Below are 26,524 nucleotides of genomic sequence, written 5' to 3' on the forward strand. Positions count from 1 at the left end.
TTTTATTTGTGTTCCCAACAGTAGTTTGAAATTGCAACATCCTAGATTGTTTCATATAATAGCATTTATGGCAAGTTATTTTTATGCTAATAATTCGTTAGTTAATGTAGCTAATTTTTGGGTTACTCGCAGTATAGCTTGGGAATAGGGGGCTTCGGATGATGTGCCGATCGCCCTAGCAGGTGACAAGGGTGCATCGCACTATAACAAAAAGCATTTTTTGTTGTAGTTATAGTAATATTGCTGTAGATAGGTTCTAAGGTCTAAAATTTTGTTTGAGCGGAATTTTAATTACAAACTCCGTGCCTTCTCCAGATTGTGAATTGCAACTTAAAGTACCCTGATTGACCATACTGGGATTTTTCGGTTAACAACAGTTGAGTTTGTGCGGGGGCCGATCGCCTTTGGGACATCACCAATCATCTGTATGCTGCCCCAACACAGCTCGTTTGCTGAAAGTCTTTTACAGCGAGATCCTTCACCGGAATTGAAATCACAAACTCTGTACCTTCACCTAAATTTGAGTTGACTTCTAAAGTTCCAGAGTGTTTCTGGACTACGATTTGACGGGCGATCGCCAATCCTAGCCCTGTTCCTTGGCCCACGGCTTTGGTTGTAAACAGATGATCGAAAATTTTTTGCTTCACATCAGGAGTCATGCCAATCCCATTATCTTGAATTCGGATCGCCACCCGATCTTCCGACAATTGGGTTTTGACAGTAATTTGGTTGTGGTTGGCTTTGATCTGAGCAAAACTGCATCCTTGATTTGATTCCTCAACGGCATCGATCGCATTTGCCAACAGATTCATAAATACCTGATTCAACTGTCCCGCAAAGCATTCTACTTTTGGTAAATCACCATAGTCTGTGATGACTTTAATTTCCGGGCGAGATTCATTGGCTTTGAGGCGATGCTTGAGAATCAAGAGCGTGCTGTCAATGCCCTCGTGGATATCGAAAAAAATAGGGCGATCGCAATCAGAACGCGAGAAGGTTCTTAAACTGGTGCTGATCGTGCAAATACGAGCGACTCCTTGTTCCATCGAATCCATCAACTTAGGTAAATCTTCTTGCAAGTATTCCAAGTCTATTTCCTCCACTACTTCCTGTAGTTTTGCACTCGGATGAGATAGTTCTTGCTGGTATAAATCGATCAGTTGAAATAAATCTTTAATATAGTCTTTAGCAGGTTTGAGATTGCCAACCAGAAAGCCGAGCGGGTTATTAATTTCGTGTGCGACACCCGCCACTAAATTACCCAAAACAGACATTTTCTCGCTGTTGATTAACTGAATTTGAGATTGTTGGAGTTGTGTGAGTGCGGCTTCTAAATCAGCGGTTTTTTCAGCTACACGCTGTTCTAGATTTTTGGTTAACTGCCGTAGCTGCAAATGAGTTTTCACCCGTGCTAACACCTCAATTTCTTGAAAGGGTTTGGTGATGTAGTCCACAGCACCTAATGCAAATCCTTTCAACTTACTCTCAGCATCGGAGAGAGCGGTCATAAAAATGATAGGAATGCTGGCTGTTGCGGGATCTGCCTTCAGACGCTGGCAGGTTTCAAAGCCGTCAATTCCTGGCATTTGAACATCAAGCAAGATCAAATCGGGAGGATAAGCTCGGACTCGCTTCAGAGCGCGATCGCCGTCGATCGCGGTTGCTACTTCATATCCCGCATCACTTAAGGTTTCACAAACTACTTCTAAGTTCGCAGGGGTATCATCCACCACCAGAATTAATTCTGGACTAGACATCTGTTTTCTCCTCTGTCAGGTATTGTTTCAGCAATTCTTCAATTTCTTCGGCTTTAAATTGCTTAGCAAGATTAATAATTTGTGAGGCAAAACCAGCGTAATGAGGGTTGGATTGAGCAAGATGCTCTGTGTATTCTCGCAGCCGTTTTAAGTTGCCTTTTTTTGCCAGATTTAGCAATTCATTTATCTGTACAATGTCAGGAATTATTATTATTTCTGGCTTTTCTAAAGTAGTCGTCAAAGTGGATGCTTTAGACTCGTTGGATACTTGAATTTCATATTTCCAATTTAATTCTAAATGAGTGGCTAAAAGGTTGAATAATTCACTGACATTCACTGGTTTGTCGAGGAAATCATTTCCCCCTGCATCTAAACTCATCTGTCGGTCTGCTGGTGCCACCGATGCAGAAGAGACAATAATCTTCTGGTGTCGCAAATTATGTTCGCTGCGAATTTGTTCGAGCAGTTCAAAGCCGTTCATGACTGGCATCATCAAGTCTGTAATCGCTAAATCTGGTGGAGACTGTCGAATTTTTTTCAATGCTTCAAGTCCATTGTCGGCCTCAGTCAGCAGGAATCCAAGTGGCTCTAGCAAGTTGACGAGAACGGCTCGGTTTTCCCAACGATCGTCTACTACCAGAATACTGCGTCGTTCTCCTTCATAACCAATAATTTGTTTTCCAGTTGCGATCGAGTTTTGCTGTGCCCAATCGGTAGCGATCGCCAGTTCCACCTCAAAAAAGAAATTACTACCAACTCCGGGTTGGCTTTTAACTTGGATTTGTCCGTTCATGAGTTGGACAATTCTTTGAGCGATCGCCAGTCCTAAACCGGTACCCTCGGATTGGCGCTGGCGATCGCCAACTTGTTCAAAAGCCTGAAAAATTTTATCCAATTGCTCAGGTGCAATTCCCAAACCGGTATCTTCGACTTGAAATCCGATTCTGGGAGCGGACGGATTGGCATGATTATCAATGACGTTAACCTTAAGCTTAACATAACCTTGGTCGGTGAATTTAATCGCATTTCCTAGCAAATTGAGCAATACTTGGCGCAGCCGTTTTGCATCAACAAACATCCCTTCAGGCAACTGGGGATCGGGATCGTAAACGAAATTAATGTTTTTTTGGTCAGCACGAATGCGACAGATTTCAGCGACACCTTGAAGGAATGAGGGAAAGTGAATCGCTTGAGGTGTAAGTTCTAGTTTGCCCGCTTCAATTTTGGACAAGTCCAACACATCTTCGATCAGCCCCAGCAAATGATTTCCGCACTGGTGCATGATTTCTACCCCATGACGTTCTTTCGCTGGCAACGCGGTGCTGCGTTGGAGGATTTGAGCGTAGCCCAAAATACCGTTGAGGGGAGTGCGGAGTTCGTGGCTCATGTTGGCAAGAAATTCACTCTTTGCTTTGTTGGCATTATCTGCTACTTGTTTTGCAGACTGGAGTTCGGCGGTGCGTTGTTCAACTCGCTGTTCTAGCTGTTGGTTAGTTTGCTCTAGGGCGGTGAAGGAATCGCGCAATTGCTGCGCCATGCGGTTAAAGGATTGAGCAAGCACATCCAGTTCTTTAACACCAGAGGCTGCGACGTTTTGGTCAAGTTTTCCTTCGGCGATCGCCGACGATGCCTTACCGATCTGCAAAATTGGTCTAGCAATCCAGCGCGAGGTGTAGATACCCAAAACCGTTGCTAATCCTAATGCGCCCAAGCACAGCCAAATCCTGTTGACTGTGTTGGCATTAATTCGTCCCATAAAATCTGATTCGGGCATGGCGACGACTACCAGCCAGTCCAATCCCCATTCATCCTGCCAGGGAGTTACTTGAACAAACTCCCGCTGACTCTGGAGTCGAAAGTCTAGCTGCTGAACAGTTTTAATGCTTTTGAGATCGCCGAAGCGATCGCCTAGATGCTTCGACGTAGCTTGAATTAAAACGTCCTGACTCTCAAAACCTCGCAGTCGCTGAGGTTTGCCGTTTGTCACCGAAAATACGGGCGCATCGCTAGAGGTGGCAACGAGTAATCCGTTGCGTTCGAGAATGAACACTTTGCTGGATTTACTAACATTAATTTCACGTAAAAAGTCACTAATTTGTGAAAGGCGCTGTTCCACTCCCACACTGCCGATCAACTGATTATTCTTGTCATAAATGGGGCGACTCGTGGCGATCGACAGCGGGTAGTTATTAGTCTCCCATTGATAGATTTCGCTCCACCCAGGCTTGCCAGTCTCGGCACCTTTAGCGTACCAGCCTTCCTTCTGGAACTGATACGCTTTGGTGGTTTCAAACATTTTAGTTGGCTGGCTTCGGTCATTCGTCATGTAGTTGTACAAATCAGGATTGCCGTAGCGCTTAGGTAAAACCAGGCTAATCTCAGGATTGCCGTGGTTGAGAATGGTTGACTCGCGGTAATATCCCGATGCGATAAAGTCCCCCGTTTTAGAACCGTAGAGGATATAGCCAACGTTGTAGGTTTTTACCTGCTTTGCAAAGAATTGAGCGAGGCGATCGGCATCCTGTAAGTTCAACAATCCCAAGTCAATTTGCTCGCCGTTAATTTGAGTCAAATTGCGGGTTGCAGCCGCATAGCTGTCGAGGTGTCGATCTACACGGTTACTCACCTCCCTTTGCAACTTAGTCGCTAGTTCATTCACTGCTGTTTGTCCGTTTCGCAGCGACAGATACCCTGTCAATCCTACCACCGCGAAAATTTGTACGACAAAGGGAACAACCAGACAGCTTCGCAGGGAAACCTTTCTAAAGGCTGGAGTAGCAATTGGGGATTTAGAGAGCATAATTTTCCACAGAGTAAATATATATAGGCTTTCTCAGAAAGATGAGCTACTATCCGGCATTGGGCATTGGCCCGCGCAGGGCATTGGGCAAACAGGGCAAACAGGGCATTGGGCGGAGCGAAGCGGAGGGATTGGCCCGCGCAGGGCATACCTCACCACGCTTGAGAACCGTTATAGTGGCCCAGAGACGGTCATTGGCTCCGCTCCGTTAGTAGAAAATTTCTATTTTTTTTGAGGACAATAATAATTTATTCTAACAAATTATTATTGCCAATAATTCGCTAACTGCGATGCTAAAACCTGGAAGTATAATCTGGGTATTAACAACTTCATTCGCATTAAATAAACGCCAGCCTTGACCTGCTGCATTCACAAATACTAATCTCGCTTCAGGAAATAGCAGCCAGACTTTCTGACAGCCAGATTCCAAATATTCCTGAGCTTTCGTAAATAAGTCTTCGCCGCTGTTTTCCGGCGAAGCAACTTCTGCTATCAGGGGAAAACTTTGGGAAAATGCTGTAAAATTGCCTGATGGTGGGAGCAGTTCGGGAGTGATGTAAGCGACATCGTGACGGCGGTGTTGTTTGGCAGTTCGGCAAAGTGTTTCTGTAAAAACTTCTCCTCCCTGTCCGTTGGAGTCTTTGTTAATTCTCCAGTAACGGGCTAATTTAGATTGAGCTAAACCCTGTTTAAATTTCATGCCTGTTTTCTCCACTAAATTACCGTCAATTCACTTTATTCTCTCCGGCGGGTTGACGAAAGATTCTTCTAAAGATATAATGTTTTGCGATTGTATTTTCGTAAAATTTTCGGAGTCATTTTGAGGTTTTTTTGATAAGATTAAAGTAGTTGTCATCGTGATTGCGTCGCTTTACTCAAACATTCACGTCAATACTTTGACTCAACAAATACTCTATTGCAATGATACTCTCAAACCGTTTTTCTGAAGCCCCGATCTATGCCGCCGAATTGCACGCAACTCAAATTCGCAAAGGTTCCGGCGTTCGGTATATTGCCCATTTGTTAGGTACTGCTAGTATAGCTTTAGAATATGGGGCTTCTGAAGATGAGCCGATCGCATCGCAGCTTTGCTTCACGATGCGATCGCAGATGGAGGCGGCCCCACCACCCGCGAAGCCATCCGCCGCCGGTTTGGCGATACTGTGACAGCGATCGCATTCTTATAGCTTCTAGCTCGGTCAAATTGGTCTCGGCGGCTGATAAACTTTATAATGTGCGATCGATCCTGAAATATTCCCGTCAGTCAATTAGGCGATACTGTTTGGGAACGCTTCAAAGGCAAAAAAGAAGGTTCTCTCTGGTATTATCGTTCGTTAGTAGAAGCATTCCGCCAAGCTGAGTTAACGCCGCTCGTTGAAGAATTAGACCGCACAGTTTTAGGATTAACCAAGCTTTATGAATACAAAAAGTAAAAATTAACAACCAATAACTAATAACCAATAACTACTAACAAATGGCCAACGTTCGCTTAGAAAATATTACCAGACGCTACCAAAACGTCACCGCAATCGACAACATAACTTTCAAAATCCCGGATGGGGAATTTTGGGTATTAGTCGGGCCTTCCGGCTGCGGAAAATCCACAATTATGCGGACGATCGCAGGTTTAGAAACTGCAACTTCTGGTAATCTTTATATTGGAGATAATTTAGTTAACAACATTCCGGCTAGACAGCGGGATGTCGCAATGGTGTTTCAAAACTACGCGCTTTACCCCCACATGACTGTCGCCGAAAATTTGGCTTTTGGATTGCGGATGCGGAATGTTGACTCGACTAAAATTCAAGAACGTGTCGAAACTGTAGCCCGATCGCTCTCGATCGACCATCTCCTCAACCGCAAGCCGAAACAGCTATCGGGCGGACAGCAACAGCGGGTAGCACTCGGAAGGGCGATCGCCCGCGAACCGCAAGTATTTCTCTTAGACGAACCGCTTTCCAACCTCGACGCGCAACTGCGAGATGACACTAGGGCCGAACTCAAACAACTGCATCAACGGCTGGGAATTACCACGGTTTACGTCACCCACGACCAAGTGGAAGCGATGACTTTAGCGGATAAAATTGTAGTTTTAAATGCGGGTAAAATTCAACAAATCGGAGCTCCGCAAAGCATTTATGCCAAACCAGCTAACCGCATGGTTGCCACATTTTTAGGCAATCCAGCCATGAACATTTTGCCGGCAATTTATGCTAACGAATCCTTTATTTTGGGAGATCAATCTTTAGCCTGTCCGCCCTCACTGGAACAAAGATTGCACCCTAGAGAAGGACAAGGATTTGATTTAGGCATCCGTCCAGAAAATATAGAAATTTTTAAGCCGCAAACAACAGAAAAAGATGATTTGAAAATCGATCTTTGGGCTTTAGAAAAAGTCCCTCTGGAAGTAGAGGTAAAAGTAGTGGAACCTCTGGGGCGAGAAACTTTAGTCCGGGGGAGTTTGCCTTTGTTGAACGCTGAAACTACTATACAGGTGCAAGTACCTGCGAGTGTTCGCTTGCGTCCGGGCGATCGGCTGAAGGTACAGCTTGACTTCGATCGACTATTTATCTTTGACCCCTCCACGGGCGAGGCGCTATATCCTTAACTGGATTCAACCTCAAATCTCACAATCTCAAATCTTCCATAGATTGTCTCGGAATCACGCTGAGTTCAGAAACCCGGTTTCTTCCTAGATTTCTCGTTCCCGGCGCAAATTTTGCTCAGAAACCGGGTTTCTCTCTATATTTCTCGTCACCCAACCCAAAAACTCAAAGATGTCAAATGGGTTCTATAGCGGTTATGAAGCGTGGTGAGGATAGCCCTGTTTGGCCAATGCCCTGTTTGGCCAATGCCCTGTTTGGCCAATGCCCGGTTTGGCCTATGCCCGGTTTGGCCTATGCCGCATAGTACCTCATCTTTCTGAAAAAGGCTATATATCGCTCATTACAAAACTTTACACTTGACGTTTCTCAAGTTACAGAGTAATGGTAAAGTTAGTATGTTCGCAAGGAAAAAGCGTCCCCGAGAAACTGATATTTCCTGATTCCGGGCGATCGCGATCGATAACTTCGGATATTCCCCCAAAAAGCGGCAACCCCGCCCCATTGGGAGTAACTCGCGAACCAAAAACTCCCAACCGCCTTCTAGTGGCATTTGTAGATGAATCCCGACAACCTGCCTCAAATCCTGCAAACAGGATTTCACCTGACTTTAGGTGCAACTTCTTTTTTGATTGAGACCTTGCAAGATCCCTTAAAGCGAGAAGAAAATCTGGACAAACTCCAGTCAGATTTGAGCCTTCTCGCGGATGAGTTGCTGGAAAAAGGGGAAATGACCGAGAAAGAAGCGCGGAATTTTGTCGATACAATTTTCTCCCCACCGGGCGAGAAGGATAATGCAAGCAGCGACGAATCCGTCTCCCACCAGCAATCCGATACAGCAACTGACACTTTTTCGGAGTCGGTTGGACAGGCTGATGTAAAACAGATTCAAGAATTAACTGCACAGATGGCAGCGCTGAGGGTTGAATTGGAAAAGTTGCGCGCCGAAAATTCCCAGGATTAAAGAATTCAAAATTCTTTAACACCGCCGGATTTTAGTTGCAAACTTACTTGCAAATTTATTTAACGGAACTAAACTTTAGTCATTGTCCCATTTTTCAGAACCGATCAGGTCGCCGATGCGATCGCGCAGCAAGAAGTCCCATTTTTCTAGTTCTCCCTCGACGCAAGACCACTCTCTGGGCGGGATGAACTGACAAAGCGTGTAGATTGGTTGTTGTCGGCTAAGTACGCCCTCACGCACGAGATGGCGCGCTTCATCTTGGATAACATCTAAAGAGTAGTGAAGTTGGTTAATAGTTGAGTTAATCATGATGCGCCCTCAAGGTTTTACTAAAAAAAATTATGTCCCTGGTAATAATATAATCCAAACTTCCGAATATGTAAGTTATTTTTTTTCTGTATACACATATACTCTTGACCGATTGATTAAAAAAGATTATAGGAATCCTGAGTAAGCATCGGATCTATTTTCGGATTTTGAAACGCAGCAGATGTTCCAGGCTAACAGGCGGCGGGTTTGCTACAAAGCTGCATTCACGAATCGGACACTGATGTCTGATTCGTGAATGCTGAATGCTTGGCCGCCAGCAAAATTTCTTGCGAGAAACCGGGTATATCGATTCAATTGCTGAGCCTGCAAAGGACATATTCAGGAGTCCGACTGTTCAACTATTGCCCGTTTGGTAAGTACCGAACAGCAATTCTAAGGCGAGGGATTGCGCGGCCGGCATTTGCCCGAAACAAAATACATAAGGAATACTGGGAGGCAAATGTGGTAAAAATTGCTCTAAAACGTAGGGACTGCCGTAAATTAGCACAGCTTGCAGTTCTCCGGTGCTTAATAATTTCTTAAACCAATCTCTAGCTGCTTGGGTTAAATCGGCACTGCCTCGGAAACAATTACCGCGAATAAAAATTTGTAGCAGTGTCGGAGAAAAATGCTCTGAACTTGAATTATGGGCGATCGCACCTGTGCGATCGTCAATTAGTTGCAATTCGTAACCCAACTCTTCGGGCCGGGCGATCGCCGGAGTGTGTTTTCCCAAAAACTCGCAACCCAAAACATCATCTACAATAATCAAATTCCGCAAAAACTGGTTTTCTGAGGGTTTTTTCGCTATTAAAGGTAGATTTCCCCCAAACTTTAAAGAATCTCGCAAAATATCGGCAGCCGTTGCCCTTGCTTCGGGATTTGCCAGCAAACCTAAGTCGCCGGAACTCTCCCCCTTAACAAAGAGGGGCTGGGCGGGGTCGAATTTAGGATTTGTGGCTGTGGGATCGATCGACAAACCTACCTTAATTTTCGCCTGCCAAATTCGCTTGACAGATTCCTTGATTTGTGATAAAGAAATCCGTCCTTGAGTGACAGCTTCGCAGACAGCCAAAATCGCCCCTTCCGGGTCAAGCGGCATCAGCAAAATATCAGCACCAGCCTCAGCCGCCAAAACAGCAGCCTCGTTATGGCCGTACTTATTGGCGATCGCGCCCATCACCAAAGCATCAGTCACGATCAAACCTTCAAATCCCAACTCTTCTCGCAGCTTCCCGATCAAAATTTTGCGAGAAAGAGTAGCAGGAAACTCGGAATCCCAAGCCGGAATCAGCAAATGAGCGCTCATCACAGCATCGACTCCGCTGGCGATCGCCCGGACAAAAGGAGGCAACTCAACCTCGGTCAATCTCGCTGGCGAATGCGGCAAAACCGGCAATTCCAAGTGAGAATCAACCGCCGTATCTCCGTGGCCGGGAAAATGCTTAGCTGTTGTCAAAACCGGGTGTTCGCCTGCGCCGCGAATAAAAGCACTGGCTAATTTGCCAACAATTTCCGGCGTTTCGCCAAAAGCGCGGACGTTAATCACGGGATTGTCGGGATTGTTGTTCACATCAACCACCGGTGCGAGAATCCAATTAAGACCGATCGCCCTAGCTTCGATCGCAGTCACAGCGCCCATTTGTTCAGCATAGCGATCGGCCGCCGCTGCATCGTGCCGCGCAATTTCGGCAATAGCCATCGGTGGCCCGAACCAAGTCGCCCCGGCGAAGCGCTGGCCGACACCTTCCTCAATATCAGCCGCCAGCAGCAGCGGAAATTTTGCCCAAGACTGCAATTGGTGCGATCGAACCGCCAACTCAGCAGCACTTCCCCCCACCAAAATCACCCCGCCCACGCCCAACTTTTCCAGATAATAGCGGAGTTTGCTAGCCGTTGGTTCCCATTCGGGATAGCGAATTTGGTGGTCGAACAAGCAGCCGGAAGCCCGCACTACGAACATCTGGGCTACCAATTCGGGCAAGGAAAGATTGTCTATCATGAATTTGTCAGTTGTCAGTTGTCAGTTGTCAGTTGGCGGTTGTCAGTTGTCAGTTGGCGGTTGACTAGCTTCAGATACTAATCCTCGTCTGTTTTCAAATCATCATCATCATCATCATTTTCATTGCCATCCGCCAATTCTTCGTCATCAAACATACCGGGTTTGCGATCGGCAGAAAGCTGATTTAGCAGTATCAGCATTTTATCCCCGCGTTCTAGGGAACGGTCTTCGAGAAATATCACTTCCGGCGTCCGGCGCAGTTGCACCCGTTGGCCTAACTGGTTGCGGACATAGCTAGTTGCCGATTTCAAACCTTCCATAGTCTCGGCCTTTGCCTCATCAGTACCGTAAATGCTGACAAAGATTTTGGTATGCTGAAGGTCTCCCGAAACAATTACATCGGTAACGCTAACCATACCTGCACCTACCCGATCGTCCTTAATGCCGTTCAGCAGCATCAGGCTAACTTCCCGCTTAATCATTGAAGCTACGCGCTCAATGCGACGACTTGTAGCCATACCAACTATCCCCTACTTTTAGATCGGCCGTTTTCATCCCAATTGACAATTGTAGCGCGATCGGTCAGGGGTGTTACGGGCGATCGTCCGAGTTAGGGGTGAGACACAGCTTAGAGGAAAAAAATGTTTGATAACCGGTGTGGTGAATATATAGCTAATATAGAGACCTAGAGTGAGATACAGCTTAGAGGGAAAAAATGTTTGATTGGATTGTCAAAACCGTAGCCGATGCTTCAGGGCTAAGTAACCAGCTAAAGATAGCTGAATGGGCAAGATTGAACAGGACTAACCCTTTCGACATGGGAGCCAAAAACTACCAACGATGTGTTTATGACTTAGGGTTAGGGGGAAAATATCATGAACTTGAATATAACGAAGATGGCAGCCTAAAATATCAATGATTTTGCCGTAATTCCCTCGATCGTGCTTCATGATTCCATTGTAATATCCATTCCTAATTAATCAATTAAACACAAATATTCCTTTCCCATCCGCCCCTTGGGGAATGAAATTTGTTCGATTTTATAGAATAAATCCAACCTTGTAAAACTCCATAACATTGGAGAGATAGTAAGATAATTAAATCCATCCGCGTATCCGTGTTAAAATTCCTTTATCGCCGTGTTTTTTTTAGGGCGCAAAACTCATGGAAAAAGAATTTACTGTCGGTCAAAAAGTGCGAGTTGTGGCGATGCCGCCCTACGTGAAAACTGCTGAACCGATGCCGATGCTGCGGCCTGCAAATTTAATTGCGATCGGCGCTGAGGGTGTTGTACTCGATCGGCGTCCCGGCAATTATTGGGGCATTCGCTTTGAAAAAGGTGCTTTTCTGTTAGACAGTCAGTACATAGAAGCAGTTGACAGTTGATAGTTGGCAGTTGGTAGTTGGCAGTTGTTAGTTGGCAGTTGTTAGTTGTTAGTTGTTAGTTGGCAGTAGGGGCGGTGGATGGTGCGTGCCCGCCCTCTTAGTTATTATTTGGCAGTTATTATTTGGCAGTTGTTAGTTGGTAGTTGTTATTGGGAATTGGGAATTGATATCGTTTCCGGTTGCATCGGAATGATTTAACCGCAGAGAACACAGAGGACACAGAGAGAGAGAATAGAGATATGAATAATTCCGATACTACCGGATTTGATATGATATCACAATTAAAATCTGCCTTTTCCTTTTTGCCTTTTGCTTCTTTTCTAGACTTATTGCATAAATCTTTATTTAATTGATATGTCAACTGCAGATGCCAGGCAAATTAAGACTGATAGACGCAGATAATATAAAAAAATGATCTCGAATGAATGTATAGCCTTTCTCAAAAAAGTGAGGTATGCCCTATGCCCTATGCCCTATGCCCTATGCCCTATGCCCTATGCCCGACATTACCTCATCTTTCGCTTGAAAGGCTATAATAGGTGTTCATTACATCCGTTAAATTTGCTAAAAAATTTGTTGCCAAACTTCCATTTTTAAGAAGCTAACTTTGCTTCCAAAGTTAGAGGATTAACCTGAAAATCTTCCAATACTTCCTCTATATGGGGAGATGTAAAGTTACAGGGTTGGGGTTTTCCCAAAAAATAACCTTGAGCGTAATCTACCCCAAGTTCCTTGATCTTATCCATAATCGCTTGATTTTCGACATACTCGGCAATAGTTTTAATTCCCATGACGTGAGCAATTTTGGTGATAGCTTCCACCATTGCGATATCAATAGGATTATCTGTGATATTTTTAATAAAATTACCATCAATTTTGATATAATCAACGGGCAAGCTTTTCAGGTAAGCAAAGGAAGACATCCCGCTGCCGAAGTCGTCTAAGGCAAACTTGCAGCCGAGTTCTTTGAGTTTCCAAATTAAGCTTGCTGCTTTGCTGAGATTGGCGATCGCCACAGTTTCGGTAATTTCAAAGCAAATTATTTGTGGCGGTATTTGATGGATAGAAAACTGCTCCTGAATAAACTCGATCAACTTTTCTTGGTTGATGCTGTCGCCAGAAAGGTTGATTGCATAAAGGGTGGGATATTTGCCAAAGGAGGATTGTGAATTAGAGTGGGGAGATCCAGCAGGTAAGGTAACAATTCGAGCGCTTTCTGCTTCTGGGTTTTGGACTAATAAATTGGCTGTAAATAATTGAGATAAGTTGCTAAATAAAGTGCGAATTACCCAGCGATCGATCGCCTGCATCAAGTTGTAGCGTTCGGCGGCGGGAATAAACGCCATCGGCGACACTAACTGACCGTTTGCAAGCTGGAGGCGCAGCAGGATTTCGCAGTGGATGCCGGTGGCTGACGGGTTGAGCAAATGTACGATCGGCTGAGAGTACAAGCGCAAGCGATTCTCTTCTAAAGCTTGATTAATTTGCACTACCCACTGGGTTTCGCCGTGCTGTTTGATTAATTCCCGATCGCCCGATCGATAAATCTGCACCCGGTTGCGGCCTTTATTTTTAGCAGCATAGCAGGCTAGATCGACCGCGCTCAACACCGCAGATGTCGATGTTGTTTTGCGATTAATTGCCACCAAACCGATACTAACGCCGATCGAAAAAGTTTTGTCCTGCCACCCAAACCGGAATTTTTGAATGCTTTGCAGCAGCAATTTTGCAACATCTAAGCCCTGTTCTGGGGGGCAATTGTACAGGAGTACAGCAAACTCATCGCCGCCGAGACGCGCCAAAATATCGGTTTTGCGGATATTGCTTTTAAATAGCTGGCTGACTTGGCGGAGCAGTTCGTCGCCTGCAACGTGACCTGCTGTGTCGTTAACTATTTTGAAGCGATCGAGATCGAGGTAAAGCATTACGTGTTCTTCGCCGTAACCTTGAGCGCTGTGCAGGGCGTGTTCTAGCTGATATTCAAATTCGCGGCGGTTGACCAATTGCGTCAAGGGGTCGTGAGTTGCCTGCCAGGTTAGCTGCCGCGCTTGAGTTCGCACTTGGGTGACATCTCGGAACACAACGACGGCCCCGATAATTTGGTCGTTGCTGGCGTGGATGGGGGCGACGCAGTGGTCGATCGCAAATTCGCGGTTGTGGCGAGCAATCAGCAAGCTGTTGTTTCCTTGGTCAACGATTCGACCTTCGTACAAAGCGATTTCGGCGATATTTTCGATCGGCATCCGGGTAGTTTCGTCAACTATTCTCAGCACGCTGGCGAGGGGCAAACCTCTTGCTTCCGAGGTTGACCAACCGGTGAGTTGTTCAGCAACTGGATTGAGGGTAGAAATGCAGCCGTTGCTGTCAGTAGCAATTACGGCATCGCCGATCGATTGTAGAGTAACTTGAGCGAGTTCTTTTTCCTCAAAAAATGCTTGTTCCATGCGCTTGCGATCGCTAATATCTCGCTGCACGGATATCCAGTGGGTGACTTTCCCCAACTCGTCAGCAACGGGTACGCTGTTGAGTTCCACCCAATAAGTAGAACCGTCTTTGCGGTAGTTGATCAATTCCAAGCGCAGCGGTTCAAGGCGAGAGAAAGCGCGGCGAATTTTGGCAACTTGAGCGCCGTCGCTGTCGGGCCCGCGCAGACAACTGGGTGTTTGGCCGATAATTTCTTCGGGCTGATAACCAGTCATTTGGGTAAAAGCTTCGTTGACGTATATGATGGCGGGATCGGAGATATCGCTGTTTCCCGCATCCATAATCACGATCGCATCGTTAGCGTTAACTACGGCCGATTCTAGGAGTTGCAGCCGCACCTCGGCCTGCTGGCGGGTAGCGATTTCCGTTTCCAGCCGGCTGTTAGTCAAGCTGAGGGAGACAATCGCTTTTTGCAATTCGCTAGTTTGTTGTGCGACTAAATCGTGCAGCAGATCGATCGCCCCGGACATTTCCATCGGATCGAGCACGCGCAGCAAGCTACTTTGAGTAACTATTCCCAACAGTTCTCCGCGTTCGCCCCTTACTAGCAACCTGCGGACTAAACGCTGCTGCATTTCCTGATGAGCTACCCACAGCGAGTCTTCTGGCTTGAGACTAAATAAGGGGCTACTCATCACTGTGAGGGCGATCGTTTGCGACAAATCTATATCTAAAGCTTGAAATTCCACAATATCCCGTTCTGTGACGATACCTACGGGAATTGGGAACGGCAAATTCATCGATAACTCTCTGGATTCTGTAATTACCACGCAGCTAACGCGGTGCTGCGCCATCAACTCAGCTAAACTCAGAACAGACGCTGAGCGAGGCGCTTGAATCACTTCTGCGGTCATTACTTCTTTGACGCTGTGCATTTTTAAGATATTTGCCGGTTGCACCATTGCTTGGCGAATACTTTCGGGGGTAATTACTCCTAGGAGTTGACCGCTGCGATCTAATACTGGCAGGTGGTGAATTTTATGTTGGCTAAGCAGAATTAGGGCGCTAAAAATGTCTCGATCTTCATCATTTGTCAGCGTTGCCGTCGGCTGTCGCATCACTTCTGCGATCGTAACATTTTTTAAATTTTTGCCGGAAGCAATCAAATCGACGAGATCTCTCTCGGTAAAAATTCCTTGTAATTGACAATTTTGAGCAGATTGCCAGTTTGATTTTTCTAGAGATGTTTGCACCACAAAGACGCAGATCCCTCTGGCATCTCTGAGGATGTTTGAGGTGTGCGGATCGGCAATTTCTGTTAGCTGCTGGTAGAGATTGGTTGTGGGAATATCTGCGTTTAGAGGACAAGTCGGGCGCTGTTGGCCCATGAGCGTAATTACTTCTGCTAATGGGGTATCTGGCCCAACTGTCAAGGGGGAGCGGTCAATTACTCGATCTAAAGTCGGCAGATACTTGGAGGAATCGTTTTTGAACATATTTAATAGATTTTTGCGATCGCGCTGGCTCTGCGACATTCCAAAAAAGCCCTGCTTTCCAAGCACTAGCTGGAGTTTTACAGCGCTGCTGAGACAGCATAAAAATTTCTTGTAAAAAATGCACCTGTTGTTTTGCCCGGTAGCAGGCCGGTGACGGCTCTAGCTCTACCTACAAAGTTATAAGCCGATCTTTATTTTAAGTTAAATTTTGAGTCTCGTGACACTTTTATTAAAAATAGTGTGTTGGTTTTGATTTTTTTGGCGATCGAGTTACCTGCTACAACGATCGATCGCGTTATCAATCAGATCCTTCTTTAGAAAGACACATTTACGGACGATTTTGGCTAATATAGAATATGTTACTACAAAAAAGCATTGTCTTAAAGTTTGGCATTGTTAAGTTTTGCGACATTAAATTTTGCGAGCTTTAGGAAACCATCTGTGCGCTGTCAGAGGCAATCGATATCACAGTAGATATGTGATTTAGATTGCAAGTTGCGAAAACAACCGTGGTAAAATTGTAGATATAAACAGTAGAACTTAAACACATAATAGGCAGAGGAAAAAAATATGAAACGCCATCTATTAACCGCAACTCTTTTAATTGCTCCCTTACTGTTCGCCGGCCCAACCCGTGCCGAAAATCCGGCTCAAGTAAAACAGTTACTGTCAACCGGCCAATGTTTTCAGTGCGACTTGTCTGGAGCAGATTTGACCGGGGCTCATTTAATTGGTGCAGATTTGAGAGAAGCAAATTTGCAAGGTGCTAACCTCTATCGCGCTAACCTCGAAGGTGCTGACTTGACGGCGGCTAACTTGACTGGTGCTAACTTAACCGCAGTTTTCTTGACTAACGCCAGTTTAAATGATGCAGACCTCGATCGGGCAAATCTGACCGCAGCCATCATCAACACCGCCGACGTATCCGGTGCATCAATGGAAGATATGACCATTACTGATGCCAAAATCTACAATACCAAAATCGGTGTCGGCGGCAGCTACGACCAGTAAACTCTTTTTAAAGAAAGAATGCAAAGCACCCTTTTCCAGTTAAAAAACCCGGTTTCTCCCCAGAAACCGGGTTTTTAATTGATACGTCCTATTTGAACCCAGGTGCTAAATTAAAATTAGTATTGCTTTAATGCTCATAATCTTAATTCAAGTTGTCAAATACAGCCATGTCCAAACGACTCACCATTGCCCAAGCACAGCAGCAGCTTCCCAACCTACTTCAAGAACTCACCGATCAGCCGATCGTGATCACTCAAGATGGTGTTCCCGTTATGGCGGCAATCAGCTACAACTATTTGACTGAACTCCTCGAAACCTTGGATATTCTCACCGATATTGAATTCGTTACCAAACTTCGCCAAAGCATCACCCAAGCAGACGAAGGCAAAACTGTTTCCTGGGAAAATGCTAAGGCAAAACTGGGACTATGAAAGGCGAAGCAAATTCAATCGAATACGAAATCCAACTTACGCCGTTGGCCCTGGAAATGTTGGCGGAAGTCAAAGATAGACGAGAACAGGAGAAACTGCGCGATCGCATCGATAAACTCAAAATTGAACCAGAGAAGCAAGGCAAAGCGCTTGTTGATAACTTATCTGGATTTCGCAGTATCCGAGCCGTTGGACAGCGCTATCGCATTGTTTACAAAGTCGAGCAAGAGCGAGTTATGGTTGTTGTTGTAGGACTGGGGAGACGTAAAGATGGTGACAAAAAAGACATTTACTCTATCCTAGAAAAACTTTCAGATATATAGCCTTTCTCGTAAAGGTGAGGTATGTCCGACATAGGGCATAGGGCATAGGCCTCCGTGGGCATAGAGCATAGGCCACCGTGGGCATACCTCATCTTTCTGAGAACCGCTATATAACAGAATTACCTCCCAATCCATAAGTCCTGAGTTAGAAATGGGGCAACCTGTGTTGCCACATTTCTCCTAGAACCCCAAATCCACAGCAATTCGGTGCGCGCAAGCAAAGCCAGAAAACGCCACCGCATTTAAACCCTGTCCCGGAAACGTACTGTCGCCCACACAATACAAACCAGGCATAGAAGTTCGATTAAACGGCATTCCCAACAAACCCATTAACTTCTGTCGCGGAATCGGCCCGTAAGTTCCGTCTTCGCGGCCCAAAAAGCGGCGGTGAGAACGCGCAGTCCCCACTTCCATATAATCCAAACCAGCATCTAAACCGGGAAAAATTGTTTCTAATCTGTCAATAATTCTCCCCGCAGCCTCTTCTTTTTTCTCCTCGTATTCCTGCGCCGCCAGTCCTTCCCACTCTTCCATCCAACTCGAAGTAAAAGCGTGAACGATGTGATATCCTGCCGGAGCTAAATCCGGGTCTAGCACGGTCGGAATTGAGACTAAAATAGTTCCCTCCGGCGCTTCCATTTTGTCCCAAGCTTCTAACAAAATGTGGTGGCAGGCAGTACCGGCAGGGATGGCGCTTGCTTCCACTCCCAAATGTAAACTCAGGAAACTCGGTGCTTTTTGATAGCGCTGCTGCCATTTCTTCTCGCTAGCTGGCATCTCTTCTGCAGGCAGCAATTTTTCAAAAGTATCCCAGCGCGTGGCGTTAGAAACTATTCGCTTGGCGCGGTAAACTTCGCCCGTTGCGAGTTCGACTCCGACAGCGCGGCCGTTTTCTGTGATAATTTTTTTTGCTTTAGCTTTGTATTGAATTTTCCCGCCGCATTTTTCTAATCCTTCGACCAATTTTTGGGCAATTTGACCGACTCCGCCTTTGGGATAATTTATGCCGCCGTAATGTCTGTCGGAAAATACCATTCCGGCGTTAATCATCGGTGTTAAGTCTGCAGGTACTACAGACCAGTAGTAGCATTCCATGTCGATAAATTTTAGTAAAGTCGGGTCTTTTATGTAGCGCCGCGCAATGTCGCCAGTATTTTGAGGCAAATATTTTACTAATCCCAAACAGGCTAAAGGATTTTGAAAGAAGACTCGCACCAGATATCCGGGTTCTTCTAGGGATAGCAATTCCATGCCGTTGAGGCAGTTGAAGACGTTCCAGCATTCGCCATAAAATTTCTGGATTCCTTGGCGTTCGTGGGGGAACCTGTCGGTTAATTCTTGCAAGTATTTCTCATAAGGCTGGGGTACTTCCAAATCCAAGCCGTCGGGTAGGTGATAGTGAAGCTGCACGGGGTCGGGAATTGTTTCTAGGGTGACGTTGACTGCTTTGAGGGCGCGGGTGAGGAGGTTAGTGGTGCCGCGCTGTCCGAATCCAAATATCATGGAGGCTCCGACATCAAATCTGTAGCCTTCTCGATCGAAATATCCAGCACTACCGCCGGGAATTGTGTAGCTTTCGAGCACCAAAACTTTGGCTTTCTTGGCTGCTAGCTGGGTGGCTGTCACGAGTCCGCCAATGCCGGAACCGATGACTATCACATCAAATTCTTGCTCTGTAGGGCCGGAGTTGGGAGAGAATAACTGGGATTGAGTAGGAGCTGACATTAGGTTAAAAATCTTAATATTGAGATAATTTTACAGTCGATCGCCCTTCCTGAACTCTTGCCTCTGCGATTTTCCCTCTACCTCTGGTGTGTCAGCCTGTTCTAACCTATAGCTTCTAGCTTCTAGCTTCTAGCTTCGGGTGCCTTCTTGTGTCTTCCCTCTTCCTGGTGACGTTCTACGGAAAGCTCGGAGACGACAGCACTGATGACTAATGACTAATGACTGATGACTTCTTCCCTCGGACCTCTTCCCTCGGACCTCTTCCCTCGGACCTCTTCCCTCTTCCTTCGCAAGGCTTCTGGCTTCCCAAAAAAAATGCGGGAACAGTCTACCATTGCCGACTGCCCCCGTCTGCCGATCCTTTGAGAGGAGAACACTAAAAATCACTATAGCCTTGTTGCTAATTAATGTCAACACTATTGGAAAAATATTTCAATAAGTTGGCGGCGGTCGGCAAACCAAGCCAGTTGTAGGATTTTCCATTTTCGATTTTCGATTTGAGATTTTCGATTAACTAACAGCCGGGAAGTCCCTCGGTATATTTAGAGGGGATATCTCGGAGCGCTTGCGCGGAGTACCCCGAATAAATTACCGCAGGGATGTCCAGAAGCGTCGGTCGTCGCGGACGTAGCCCGACAATTATATTTTCAATGTATTTTCCAAAAAGTGAAGCAAGGAAAATGGTAAATTAAAGTAGGTCGAAAAAAGGAAGTTTCCAATGCAGCTAACGTACAAATACCGCCTCAAGCCCACAAAAGCCCAACTGACAACAATTGCTGCCCACCTAGAACTCTCTCGCAGACAGTATAACTACCGCTTAAGTGAAAGATTTAGATGGTGGGAAGCAACAAGAACACCTGTCAACGCCTGCCCTCTGACAGCATCTATAGTCCCACTTGAGGAAATTTATCAAAATATTCCTTTAACCAGAACGCAAACTAGGGATGGTAGAAAAAAGGATGATTCAGGCAACTCTCTAACTAAAAAGGGTGATGTTTTCTCGAATATTGAAGGTGGTTATATTCAATGGTTGAATATTCAGTTAGCCGATCTAAAAAACACCAAGAAGCTATTTCCTGATTACAAAAGCTTGGATTCCCAAGTTTTACAGGATGTGGTTAACAGAGTGGAAACTTCCTTTTCAAACTTTACGACCCCCGATAAAAACGGCAACCGTAGAGGTAAACCCAAATTTAAAGGTTTCCACTACTACAAATCGTTTACTTATCCTCAATTAGATAATCTCAATATTATCAAGGATGAACAAAACAGAATTTGCATCAACCTTGCAAAGATAGGTCAAGTGCCAATGGTTTTTCATAGACCAATACCGACAGGATTCAAGGTCAAGACGGGAACAGTTATCAGAGAAGCCGATGGGTGGTATATTTCCCTAGCGCTAGAAGACAAAACGGTTCCCGTAACGGTTGCAGAAATTCAACCGACCGTAGAAAATAGTATCGGTATTGATTTGGGAATCAATAATTACGCTTACCTTTCTAATGGCGAAAGGGTTGAAAATCCTAAATTCTTGAGAAAGTCTGCTGAGAAGTTAGCAAGGCTTCAAGCGAAACTAGCCAACAAAGTTAAAGATTCTAAAGCTTGGCAGATTATCAAAAGTAAGATTTCTAAGCTTCATCAATTTGTCGCTAGAGCGAGACTTGATTTTCAATTCAAAACAGCGCATTACTTATTTAGCAAGTGCGATGTTTTAGTAATTGAAGATTTGAGTATCAGGAATTTGACCAGACGTGCCAAAGTCAAGACAGATATTGACAATGGTAACTTGGTTTATTTGCCAAATGGTCAAGCGGCTAAAAGTGGTTTGAACAAATCAATGCTTGATGCTGCTCATGGTGAATTTGCTACCGTCCTCAAATATGTTGCATGGAAATTGGGTAAAAGCGGTTTATTTATTGACCCCAAGGGGACTTCTGGGCACTGTTGGAATTGCCTCAATAAAGTGCCGAAGGAATTATCCGACAGATGGCATTCTTGTCAGTGCGGAGAGTCTTTGGATAGAGACGAAAATTCAGCCAAGCTTATAAAAAAGATTGGATTGAGTTATGAAAGTGGCGGTGGTTCTACGTCACTCAAAAAGGCCTTTGCAAAAAAGGAAAAAGAAGCCTGCGGTTTAACGGTACTCCGTTAACCGTCAGGTTTGTTCACAGATTGTGATAAGTTGCACAGAGCGATCGTTAGCGAAGCCCGCCCCTACGGGGGCTACAACGAAAACGATCGCTCTGTGCATAAAATCCCTGAAACCTAGCAATCTCGGAAATTTCCTCATGTCCCTGCAACTGCGCGTTTACGTTCCTCCACATCCGTTAATCAAACACTGGCTGGCTGTCGCCCGCGACGCGGCCACCCCATCGGTACTTTTTCGTTCTGCGATGACAGAATTGGGAAGGTGGCTGGCCTACGAGGCAATTCGAGATTGGCTGCCGACTGTGGAGACAACGGTGCAGACACCTTTGGCACAATGTCCGGCGACGTTTATTAACCCGGAAGCTCCGTTAGTTGTGGTACCGATTTTGCGGGCGGGTTTGTCGCTGCTGGAAGGAATTCAGACGGTGGTGCCGCTGGCTTCGGTTTACCATCTGGGGATGGCGAGGAATGAGGAGACGCTGCAACCGAGTTGTTATCTGAATAAATTGCCGGCGCAGTTTAATCCCCAAACGCGGGTGATAATTAGCGAGCCGATGCTGGCGACTGGTGGTACGATTGGGGCGACTATGCGGGAGTTGACTTCGCGGGGAATTGATCCGAGCTTGATTCGGATTATTTCTGTGGTGGTTGCTCCTCCAGCTTTGAAGATGCTGAGTGCAGAGTACCCGAATTTGATTATTTACACGGCGACGATCGACGAAACAGTCAACGAACAGGGTTTTATTGTACCTGGTTTGGGTGATGCGGGCGATCGAACTTACGGCACCTAATACAATTTTAGATTTTGGATTGTGGATTGTGGATTGTGGATTTTTGATTGAAAAATTGATTCCACAGATAAATCTCGCGGTTGTATCATTTTTCCTAAATCGTGCAACTGTAGGGAAGCGTCATATCATGTGCGATCGATTACTATAACAAAAACGGATCGCCCGTGCCGAATGCGAGTCCGCAACGCAAGAGCGGACACTGACTGACGTACTACGAACCTTACTGATTGCGGTCAATTCACCGGACATGAGATTAAACCCATATCCAGTGAATCATCCCCAATTCTTCAATCTAAAATCTAAAATTGTCTGGTTCGATTTGTGCGTATTTAGGCGCGGTGAGTGGTTTCTGGAATTAGTTTCTGGAAACTCCGGTAAAAAAGATTACCCGGGCGCAAGTAAAATCAGGCACAGAGAAAGTTAAGATTAAAACTAGAAGTCAAAAATAAATAGCGTTTAGCACTCATTGCCCGTGAAACTTGATTCTTTACCGCCAAGCTTGTCTGGTTCTGACTCACCCACCCCCAATTCCGACTTGCCACAACACCTACAAACACAAATAATAGAGGCTTCTAAGAGTTGTGCTGCTTTAACCCCGGAGCAGGTTGAACTCTCAGTGAGTACAAATGCCGATATTTGTCAGGAAGAAAAAGGACTGAAGCCCAACCACTGGGCAATTTTTGCTTCGACGTTTGGAACTATTTTTTTTGCTGAAATTGGAGACAAAACTCAGCTCGCGATTTTGCTGATGACGGCTGAATCTCGGAATCCTTGGATTGTTTTTGCGGGTGCGGGTTCGGCTTTGATAGCAACCAGTTTGCTGGGGGTTTTGCTGGGAAGGTGGCTGGCTAGTCGGATTGCTCCGAAAACTTTGGAGAGAGCTGCTGGGGTGATTTTGCTGCTGATTGCGGCGGCTTTGCTGTGGGAAGTGCTGGGATAAACGATTTGAGATTTTAGATTTTAGAAATGGTAATTATATCATGTCAGGTTGCACTCATACATGATGTTAACTGTTAACTGTTAACAGTCAGCAGTCAACAGTCAGCAGTCAACAGTCAACAGTCAACAGTCAACAGTCAACAGTGAATTTACTATTCCGATGAAGAGAGGATTTGATATTACTGATTGGGTGGGGATAAGTTGCAAGAAACCTGGTTTCTGGCTGCATCTTTGGGTGAAACCGAAGATTTTGGAGAGAAACCTGGTTTCTGGGAGCCTGTGGGTAAGTCTACAAATTCAATCGGTGCGCGTTGTGCGCCCTACAAATTCATAACTAAAAAATAAACATGGATTGGCAACTTTTAGGAATAACTTTTATGACGGTGTTTTTGTCAGAATTGGGTGACAAAAGTCAATTAGCTACGATCGCCCTTGGTAGCAGTTCTAACTCGCCTAGGGCTGTATTTTTCGGCACTGCGTCGGCGCTGTTGCTGGCTAGTTTAATCGGTGTTTTGGTTGGACAAGGTACGGCGGAGGTGTTACCGGAACAATTGGTAAAGACGATCGCGGCGATCGGATTTGCGGTAATGGGCTTGCGGTTGCTGTGGCCAAAATCTGATGAGGCGGAAGCTTCCGAGTAGGATTGACTGAAATATAGCCTTTTTCAGAAAGATGAGGTAGTATGCGGCATTGGCCAAACAGGGCGAGCGCGAAGCGGAGGGATTGGGCCTTGGGCATCGGGCATTGGGCATACCTCACCACGCTTGATAACCGCTATATATCAAGATGGCTAAAATTTCCAAAAATTAACGGCGGGTGTGAATTCACGCCCGCCGCTAATTTTTGAGTTTTTTATCAACTCAACCTCTGAGGATTGTGTCGGTTAAACTTGGTTTTGGTAGCACCAGCCCACTAAGGTAGCGCCGAGGGTCAACTTCGCAGCTTCTAAGACAAAATATCCTTGGTGCAGTAAATTCATCCCGGCGGGGATTTCTGCTGCTGAATCGAACAGATTTAGCTGCATTCCCAAGGCGCTCATTTGAGGTGTGAGACTGTAGGTGTCAATCAGGGCGATCGCCAGAAGTACCAATGATAATATGATTGCTGTGCGACTGCGCTTGCCGAAGTCACCGAATAAATTGCTCAAAACCATCAAACCCGTTGCTACCACGCCCGAACAGATCAACTCAACGCGGTTGAATCCCCAGAACATCATATTTCCGGCTGTTGCAAACTCAGGAGATGTCATCATTCCCGATACAAACAGGCTGGGCATAATTACTAAATCCATAATCAGGCTAGCGCTGAGCCAGAAAATTAGGGCTACCATGACAATTGCTTGCCAGCGCGGTTTGATTGATTCCACTCTTGATGTTGTAATAGCTGTCATATAATTAGACCCTCTAAAATTTTTTTCTGCCTTTTCTAGAGTTTAACTAACTTTTCTAGAAAATCGTGTTAAGTATTTTTAAATGAATGGTAACTTTTTTAACTGACTTAGAAGAATTGTTAAGCTGGCGGGAAAATGTTCGATCGCGCGATCGAGCATTTGTAATTTTAGGCGCAACCGCAGCGGATTGTTTTATAGATAATTAACGGCTAAAAGCTGAGGCACGCTACTAATTTAGTCCGTTGTAGGGTGGTGCGTCAGCGGGGATTGTTCGATCGATATATTGACCGCTACAAGCTGAGACACCCTATTAATTTACCACTAATTGCTAACTCCATCGACCTACAATCTGCTGTATATGCCTAAATTGAAATTTCAACTATCATCTTGGCTTCCCCGTCTCCCCACTCAAGTCTGGATTCTCGCCGCAGGCAGATTCCTCTCCCAAAGCGGCACCGGTTTTACTTTATTTTACGCGCCGATCTTTTTTGTCGATCGCGTCGGTTTATCTGCAACTGCTGTTGGTATCGGTTTGGGTATCGGTTCAATTGCTGGAATATTCGGCCGCGTTTTGGGCGGTTCTTTTTGCGATTCTAAATTTTGGGGAAGGCGGCGAACTTTATTGCTGGCGACAATGATTGCGGCTGTGGCTTCTTTTGTACTGGCGGCAACTAATAATTTCGGCGGCTTAGTTGCAGGAAATGTACTGATGGGTTTTGGCGTGGGTTTGTATTGGCCTCCAACGGAGACAATGGTGGCGGATTTAACGGAGGGCGATCGGCGACAGGAGGCTTTTGCTTTGACGCGGCTTGCTGATAATTTGGGTTTGCAAGTTGGGATTATTTTTGGCGGTGTTTTGATTGCGGTAACGGGGAATTATCGATCGCTCTTTATTATCGACGGTATCTCGTTTATAGTGCTGTTTGCGGTGGTGGCGATCGCGATTTCAGAAACCTATAAACCTTCTACTGCAACAGATGCAAGCCCAAAAAATCTCAAAAATGGCTGGATGGTGGCGTTGAACGATCGCACTTTGCTAGTATATGCCTCGGTAAATATTTTGTTCACTCTCTACATTTCCCAAATTCAAACCACAATGCCGCTGTATTTTAGTAAGTTTGTGCAGGTGGGGACATCGGGAGGAGGCTTTTCTACAGGTACAATTACCGTTTTGTTTGCTTTTAGTACATTTTTAACGGTAGCTTTGCAACTGCCGATTGTGAAAGCTTTGAGGGGGTTTTCCCATCCAAAAGCTTTGATGATTTCGGCGCTGCTGTGGGGAATGGGATTTATCGCGATCGGCTTGACGGGAATGGCAGCAACTGGCAATCTATTTTTAGCTGTTTTAGGCTTGAGCTTTTTGTCCTTAGCGACAGTTGCTTATACGCCTTTTGCTTCGGCTTTGGTGGTGGATTTAGCGCCGGAGTCTTTGCGAGGCGTGTATTTGGCGCTTAATTCTCAGTGTTGGGCGATCGGCTATTTAATCGGGCCGCCGCTGGGCGGTTTCGCCTTGGATCGGGGTAAATGGGGGGCGGATAATTTTTGGTTGGGTTTGGCTGTTAGCGTGATATTGGCGATCGCGATTTTGCGAAAGCTCGATCCCATGTTGAAAGAAAAAATTATTGCAAAAAAACAACTTTTGTGATATGTCAACTAGACAAATAAATAAATTGCCAAAAATGCCGATCGCCCTCAAATTGCGATCGGCATTTTTGGCATACACACCCGAACCAAGAAACCGGATTTTGGAACCGAAATAGAAAGTTTTAAGCAAATATTGTGCCGAAAAACCCGGTAGAGCGATCGTCGCCCCTGCTTCCGCAAACTAAAGCAATTATTTTATACAAAGTCGCCTCCGTACACAGTCTATCTGTATAGTAACTCGGCGCACCTGAACCCCTACCAAGAGCACAGCGACACCATTTTTGCATAATCTATTACAGAACTTATTAAAGATATAAAAAATCTAAAAGTCATGAATTTAAAACTTGTGGATTTGGCTACCAAATAGATTTACAATCGCTA

23 protein-coding genes and 1 pseudogene are annotated in these 26,524 nt (G+C 45.5%); 13 read left to right on the plus strand and 11 right to left on the minus strand.

The window, feature by feature from the left end; all coding sequences use genetic code 11:
* Positions 1–419 precede the first annotated feature (419 nt).
* The 3 genes from QUA97_RS07865 to QUA97_RS07875 all read right to left on the minus strand — a co-directional run bounded on the left by QUA97_RS07865 (position 420) and on the right by QUA97_RS07875 (position 5,287).
* Positions 420–1,757, minus strand: coding sequence for a sensor histidine kinase (locus tag QUA97_RS07865; protein WP_194067203.1), 1,338 nt, complete (start codon positions 1,755–1,757; stop codon positions 420–422).
* A complete protein-coding gene (locus tag QUA97_RS07870; RefSeq protein WP_333194261.1) occupies positions 1,750–4,557 on the minus strand; it encodes a hybrid sensor histidine kinase/response regulator in 2,808 nt (935 codons plus the stop codon). Before QUA97_RS07870 ends, QUA97_RS07865 begins: the two co-directional genes overlap by 8 nt.
* Positions 4,558–4,810: 253 nt before the next feature.
* Entirely contained in the window at positions 4,811–5,287 is a 477-nt protein-coding gene (locus tag QUA97_RS07875) for a Uma2 family endonuclease (protein WP_333194312.1), read from the minus strand.
* 191 nt (positions 5,288–5,478) lie between these two features.
* Between QUA97_RS07875 and QUA97_RS07880 the strand changes: the two are divergent.
* Both QUA97_RS07880 and QUA97_RS07885 read left to right on the plus strand, forming a co-directional pair.
* Positions 5,479–5,990: pseudogene (locus tag QUA97_RS07880) on the plus strand (HD domain-containing protein).
* Between the two features lie 41 nt (positions 5,991–6,031).
* Positions 6,032–7,165 carry an ABC transporter ATP-binding protein gene (locus QUA97_RS07885; RefSeq protein WP_333194264.1) on the plus strand — a complete coding sequence of 378 codons (1,134 nt, stop codon included), beginning with the start codon at positions 6,032–6,034 and terminating at the stop codon, positions 7,163–7,165.
* Positions 7,166–7,534: 369 nt separating this feature from the next.
* On the opposite strand, the gene QUA97_RS07890 is transcribed toward QUA97_RS07885, so the two are convergent.
* Entirely contained in the window at positions 7,535–7,780 is a 246-nt protein-coding gene (locus QUA97_RS07890; protein ID WP_333194266.1) for a hypothetical protein, read from the minus strand.
* A 20-nt stretch (positions 7,781–7,800) separates the two neighbouring features.
* On the opposite strand from QUA97_RS07890, the gene QUA97_RS07895 reads away from it, so the two are divergent.
* On the plus strand, positions 7,801–8,124 hold the full coding sequence (locus QUA97_RS07895) for a hypothetical protein (RefSeq protein WP_333194268.1): 324 nt from the start codon (positions 7,801–7,803) through the stop codon (positions 8,122–8,124).
* 75 nt (positions 8,125–8,199) lie between these two features.
* Here the strand turns inward: QUA97_RS07895 and QUA97_RS07900 are convergent, their stop codons facing one another.
* From QUA97_RS07900 to rbfA, 3 genes are all read right to left on the minus strand, one after another.
* Positions 8,200–8,433, minus strand: coding sequence for a DUF4327 family protein (locus QUA97_RS07900; RefSeq protein WP_228049921.1), 234 nt, complete (start codon positions 8,431–8,433; stop codon positions 8,200–8,202).
* A gap of 355 nt (positions 8,434–8,788) precedes the next feature.
* A complete protein-coding gene (locus QUA97_RS07905) occupies positions 8,789–10,435 on the minus strand; it encodes a glycoside hydrolase family 3 protein (protein ID WP_194067198.1) in 1,647 nt (548 codons plus the stop codon).
* A 77-nt stretch (positions 10,436–10,512) separates the two neighbouring features.
* Positions 10,513–10,953, minus strand: a complete 441-nt coding sequence (gene rbfA / locus QUA97_RS07910) for a 30S ribosome-binding factor RbfA (protein ID WP_333194271.1) — start codon at positions 10,951–10,953, stop codon at positions 10,513–10,515.
* Between the two features lie 197 nt (positions 10,954–11,150).
* Between rbfA and QUA97_RS07915 the strand changes: the two genes are divergently transcribed.
* Positions 11,151–11,354, plus strand: a complete 204-nt coding sequence (locus QUA97_RS07915; RefSeq protein WP_194067196.1) for a hypothetical protein — start codon at positions 11,151–11,153, stop codon at positions 11,352–11,354.
* 245 nt (positions 11,355–11,599) lie between these two features.
* Entirely contained in the window at positions 11,600–11,821 is a 222-nt protein-coding gene (gene sipA / locus QUA97_RS07920) for a regulatory protein SipA (protein WP_194067195.1), read from the plus strand.
* A 593-nt stretch (positions 11,822–12,414) separates the two neighbouring features.
* Here sipA and QUA97_RS07925 read toward each other — a convergent pair.
* Positions 12,415–15,780: an EAL domain-containing protein gene (locus QUA97_RS07925; RefSeq protein ID WP_194067194.1), complete on the minus strand. Its 3,366-nt coding sequence runs from the start codon at positions 15,778–15,780 to the stop codon at positions 12,415–12,417.
* 531 nt (positions 15,781–16,311) lie between these two features.
* Here QUA97_RS07925 and QUA97_RS07930 point away from each other — a divergent pair.
* The 3 genes from QUA97_RS07930 (at position 16,312) to QUA97_RS07940 (ending at position 17,506) form a co-directional block, all read left to right on the plus strand.
* Positions 16,312–16,752 (plus strand): pentapeptide repeat-containing protein, encoded by a 441-nt coding sequence (locus QUA97_RS07930; RefSeq protein WP_194010217.1) that lies wholly within the window; start codon positions 16,312–16,314, stop codon positions 16,750–16,752.
* Between the two features lie 167 nt (positions 16,753–16,919).
* A complete protein-coding gene (locus QUA97_RS07935) occupies positions 16,920–17,183 on the plus strand; it encodes a type II toxin-antitoxin system Phd/YefM family antitoxin (RefSeq protein WP_194010218.1) in 264 nt (87 codons plus the stop codon).
* Positions 17,180–17,506, plus strand: coding sequence for a type II toxin-antitoxin system RelE family toxin (locus QUA97_RS07940; protein ID WP_228049920.1), 327 nt, complete (start codon positions 17,180–17,182; stop codon positions 17,504–17,506). The genes QUA97_RS07935 and QUA97_RS07940 overlap by 4 nt, the downstream gene beginning before the upstream one ends.
* 180 nt (positions 17,507–17,686) lie before the next feature.
* On the opposite strand, the gene crtH is transcribed toward QUA97_RS07940, so the two are convergent.
* Complete coding sequence (gene crtH / locus QUA97_RS07945; RefSeq protein WP_194067193.1) at positions 17,687–19,231, minus strand: carotenoid isomerase; 1,545 nt, start codon at positions 19,229–19,231, stop codon at positions 17,687–17,689.
* A gap of 718 nt (positions 19,232–19,949) precedes the next feature.
* Here crtH and QUA97_RS07950 point away from each other — a divergent pair.
* The 4 genes from QUA97_RS07950 to QUA97_RS07965 all read left to right on the plus strand — a co-directional run bounded on the left by QUA97_RS07950 (position 19,950) and on the right by QUA97_RS07965 (position 23,750).
* Positions 19,950–21,383, plus strand: coding sequence for an RNA-guided endonuclease InsQ/TnpB family protein (locus QUA97_RS07950; RefSeq protein ID WP_333194279.1), 1,434 nt, complete (start codon positions 19,950–19,952; stop codon positions 21,381–21,383).
* 136 nt (positions 21,384–21,519) lie between these two features.
* Complete coding sequence (gene upp, locus QUA97_RS07955) at positions 21,520–22,170, plus strand: uracil phosphoribosyltransferase (RefSeq protein ID WP_194067233.1); 651 nt, start codon at positions 21,520–21,522, stop codon at positions 22,168–22,170.
* Between the two features lie 472 nt (positions 22,171–22,642).
* Positions 22,643–23,110 carry a TMEM165/GDT1 family protein gene (locus QUA97_RS07960; protein WP_333194281.1) on the plus strand — a complete coding sequence of 156 codons (468 nt, stop codon included), beginning with the start codon at positions 22,643–22,645 and terminating at the stop codon, positions 23,108–23,110.
* Positions 23,111–23,456: 346 nt separating this feature from the next.
* On the plus strand, positions 23,457–23,750 hold the full coding sequence (locus QUA97_RS07965; RefSeq protein WP_194067192.1) for a TMEM165/GDT1 family protein: 294 nt from the start codon (positions 23,457–23,459) through the stop codon (positions 23,748–23,750).
* Between the two features lie 242 nt (positions 23,751–23,992).
* On the opposite strand, the gene QUA97_RS07970 is transcribed toward QUA97_RS07965, so the two are convergent.
* Entirely contained in the window at positions 23,993–24,499 is a 507-nt protein-coding gene (locus QUA97_RS07970; protein ID WP_333194284.1) for a hypothetical protein, read from the minus strand.
* Positions 24,500–24,857: 358 nt separating this feature from the next.
* On the opposite strand from QUA97_RS07970, the gene QUA97_RS07975 reads away from it, so the two are divergent.
* Positions 24,858–26,144, plus strand: a complete 1,287-nt coding sequence (locus tag QUA97_RS07975) for an MFS transporter (protein WP_333194286.1) — start codon at positions 24,858–24,860, stop codon at positions 26,142–26,144.
* 121 nt (positions 26,145–26,265) lie between these two features.
* On the opposite strand, the gene QUA97_RS07980 is transcribed toward QUA97_RS07975, so the two are convergent.
* The gene (locus tag QUA97_RS07980; protein WP_194067189.1) at positions 26,266–26,430 is read right to left on the minus strand and encodes a hypothetical protein; all 165 of its coding nucleotides are present in this window, start codon (positions 26,428–26,430) and stop codon (positions 26,266–26,268) included.
* Positions 26,431–26,524: the final 94 nt, after the last annotated feature.

The organism is Microcoleus sp. CZ3-B2, assembly GCF_036705055.1.
In the GTDB taxonomy this organism is placed as follows: domain Bacteria; phylum Cyanobacteriota; class Cyanobacteriia; order Cyanobacteriales; family Microcoleaceae; genus Microcoleus.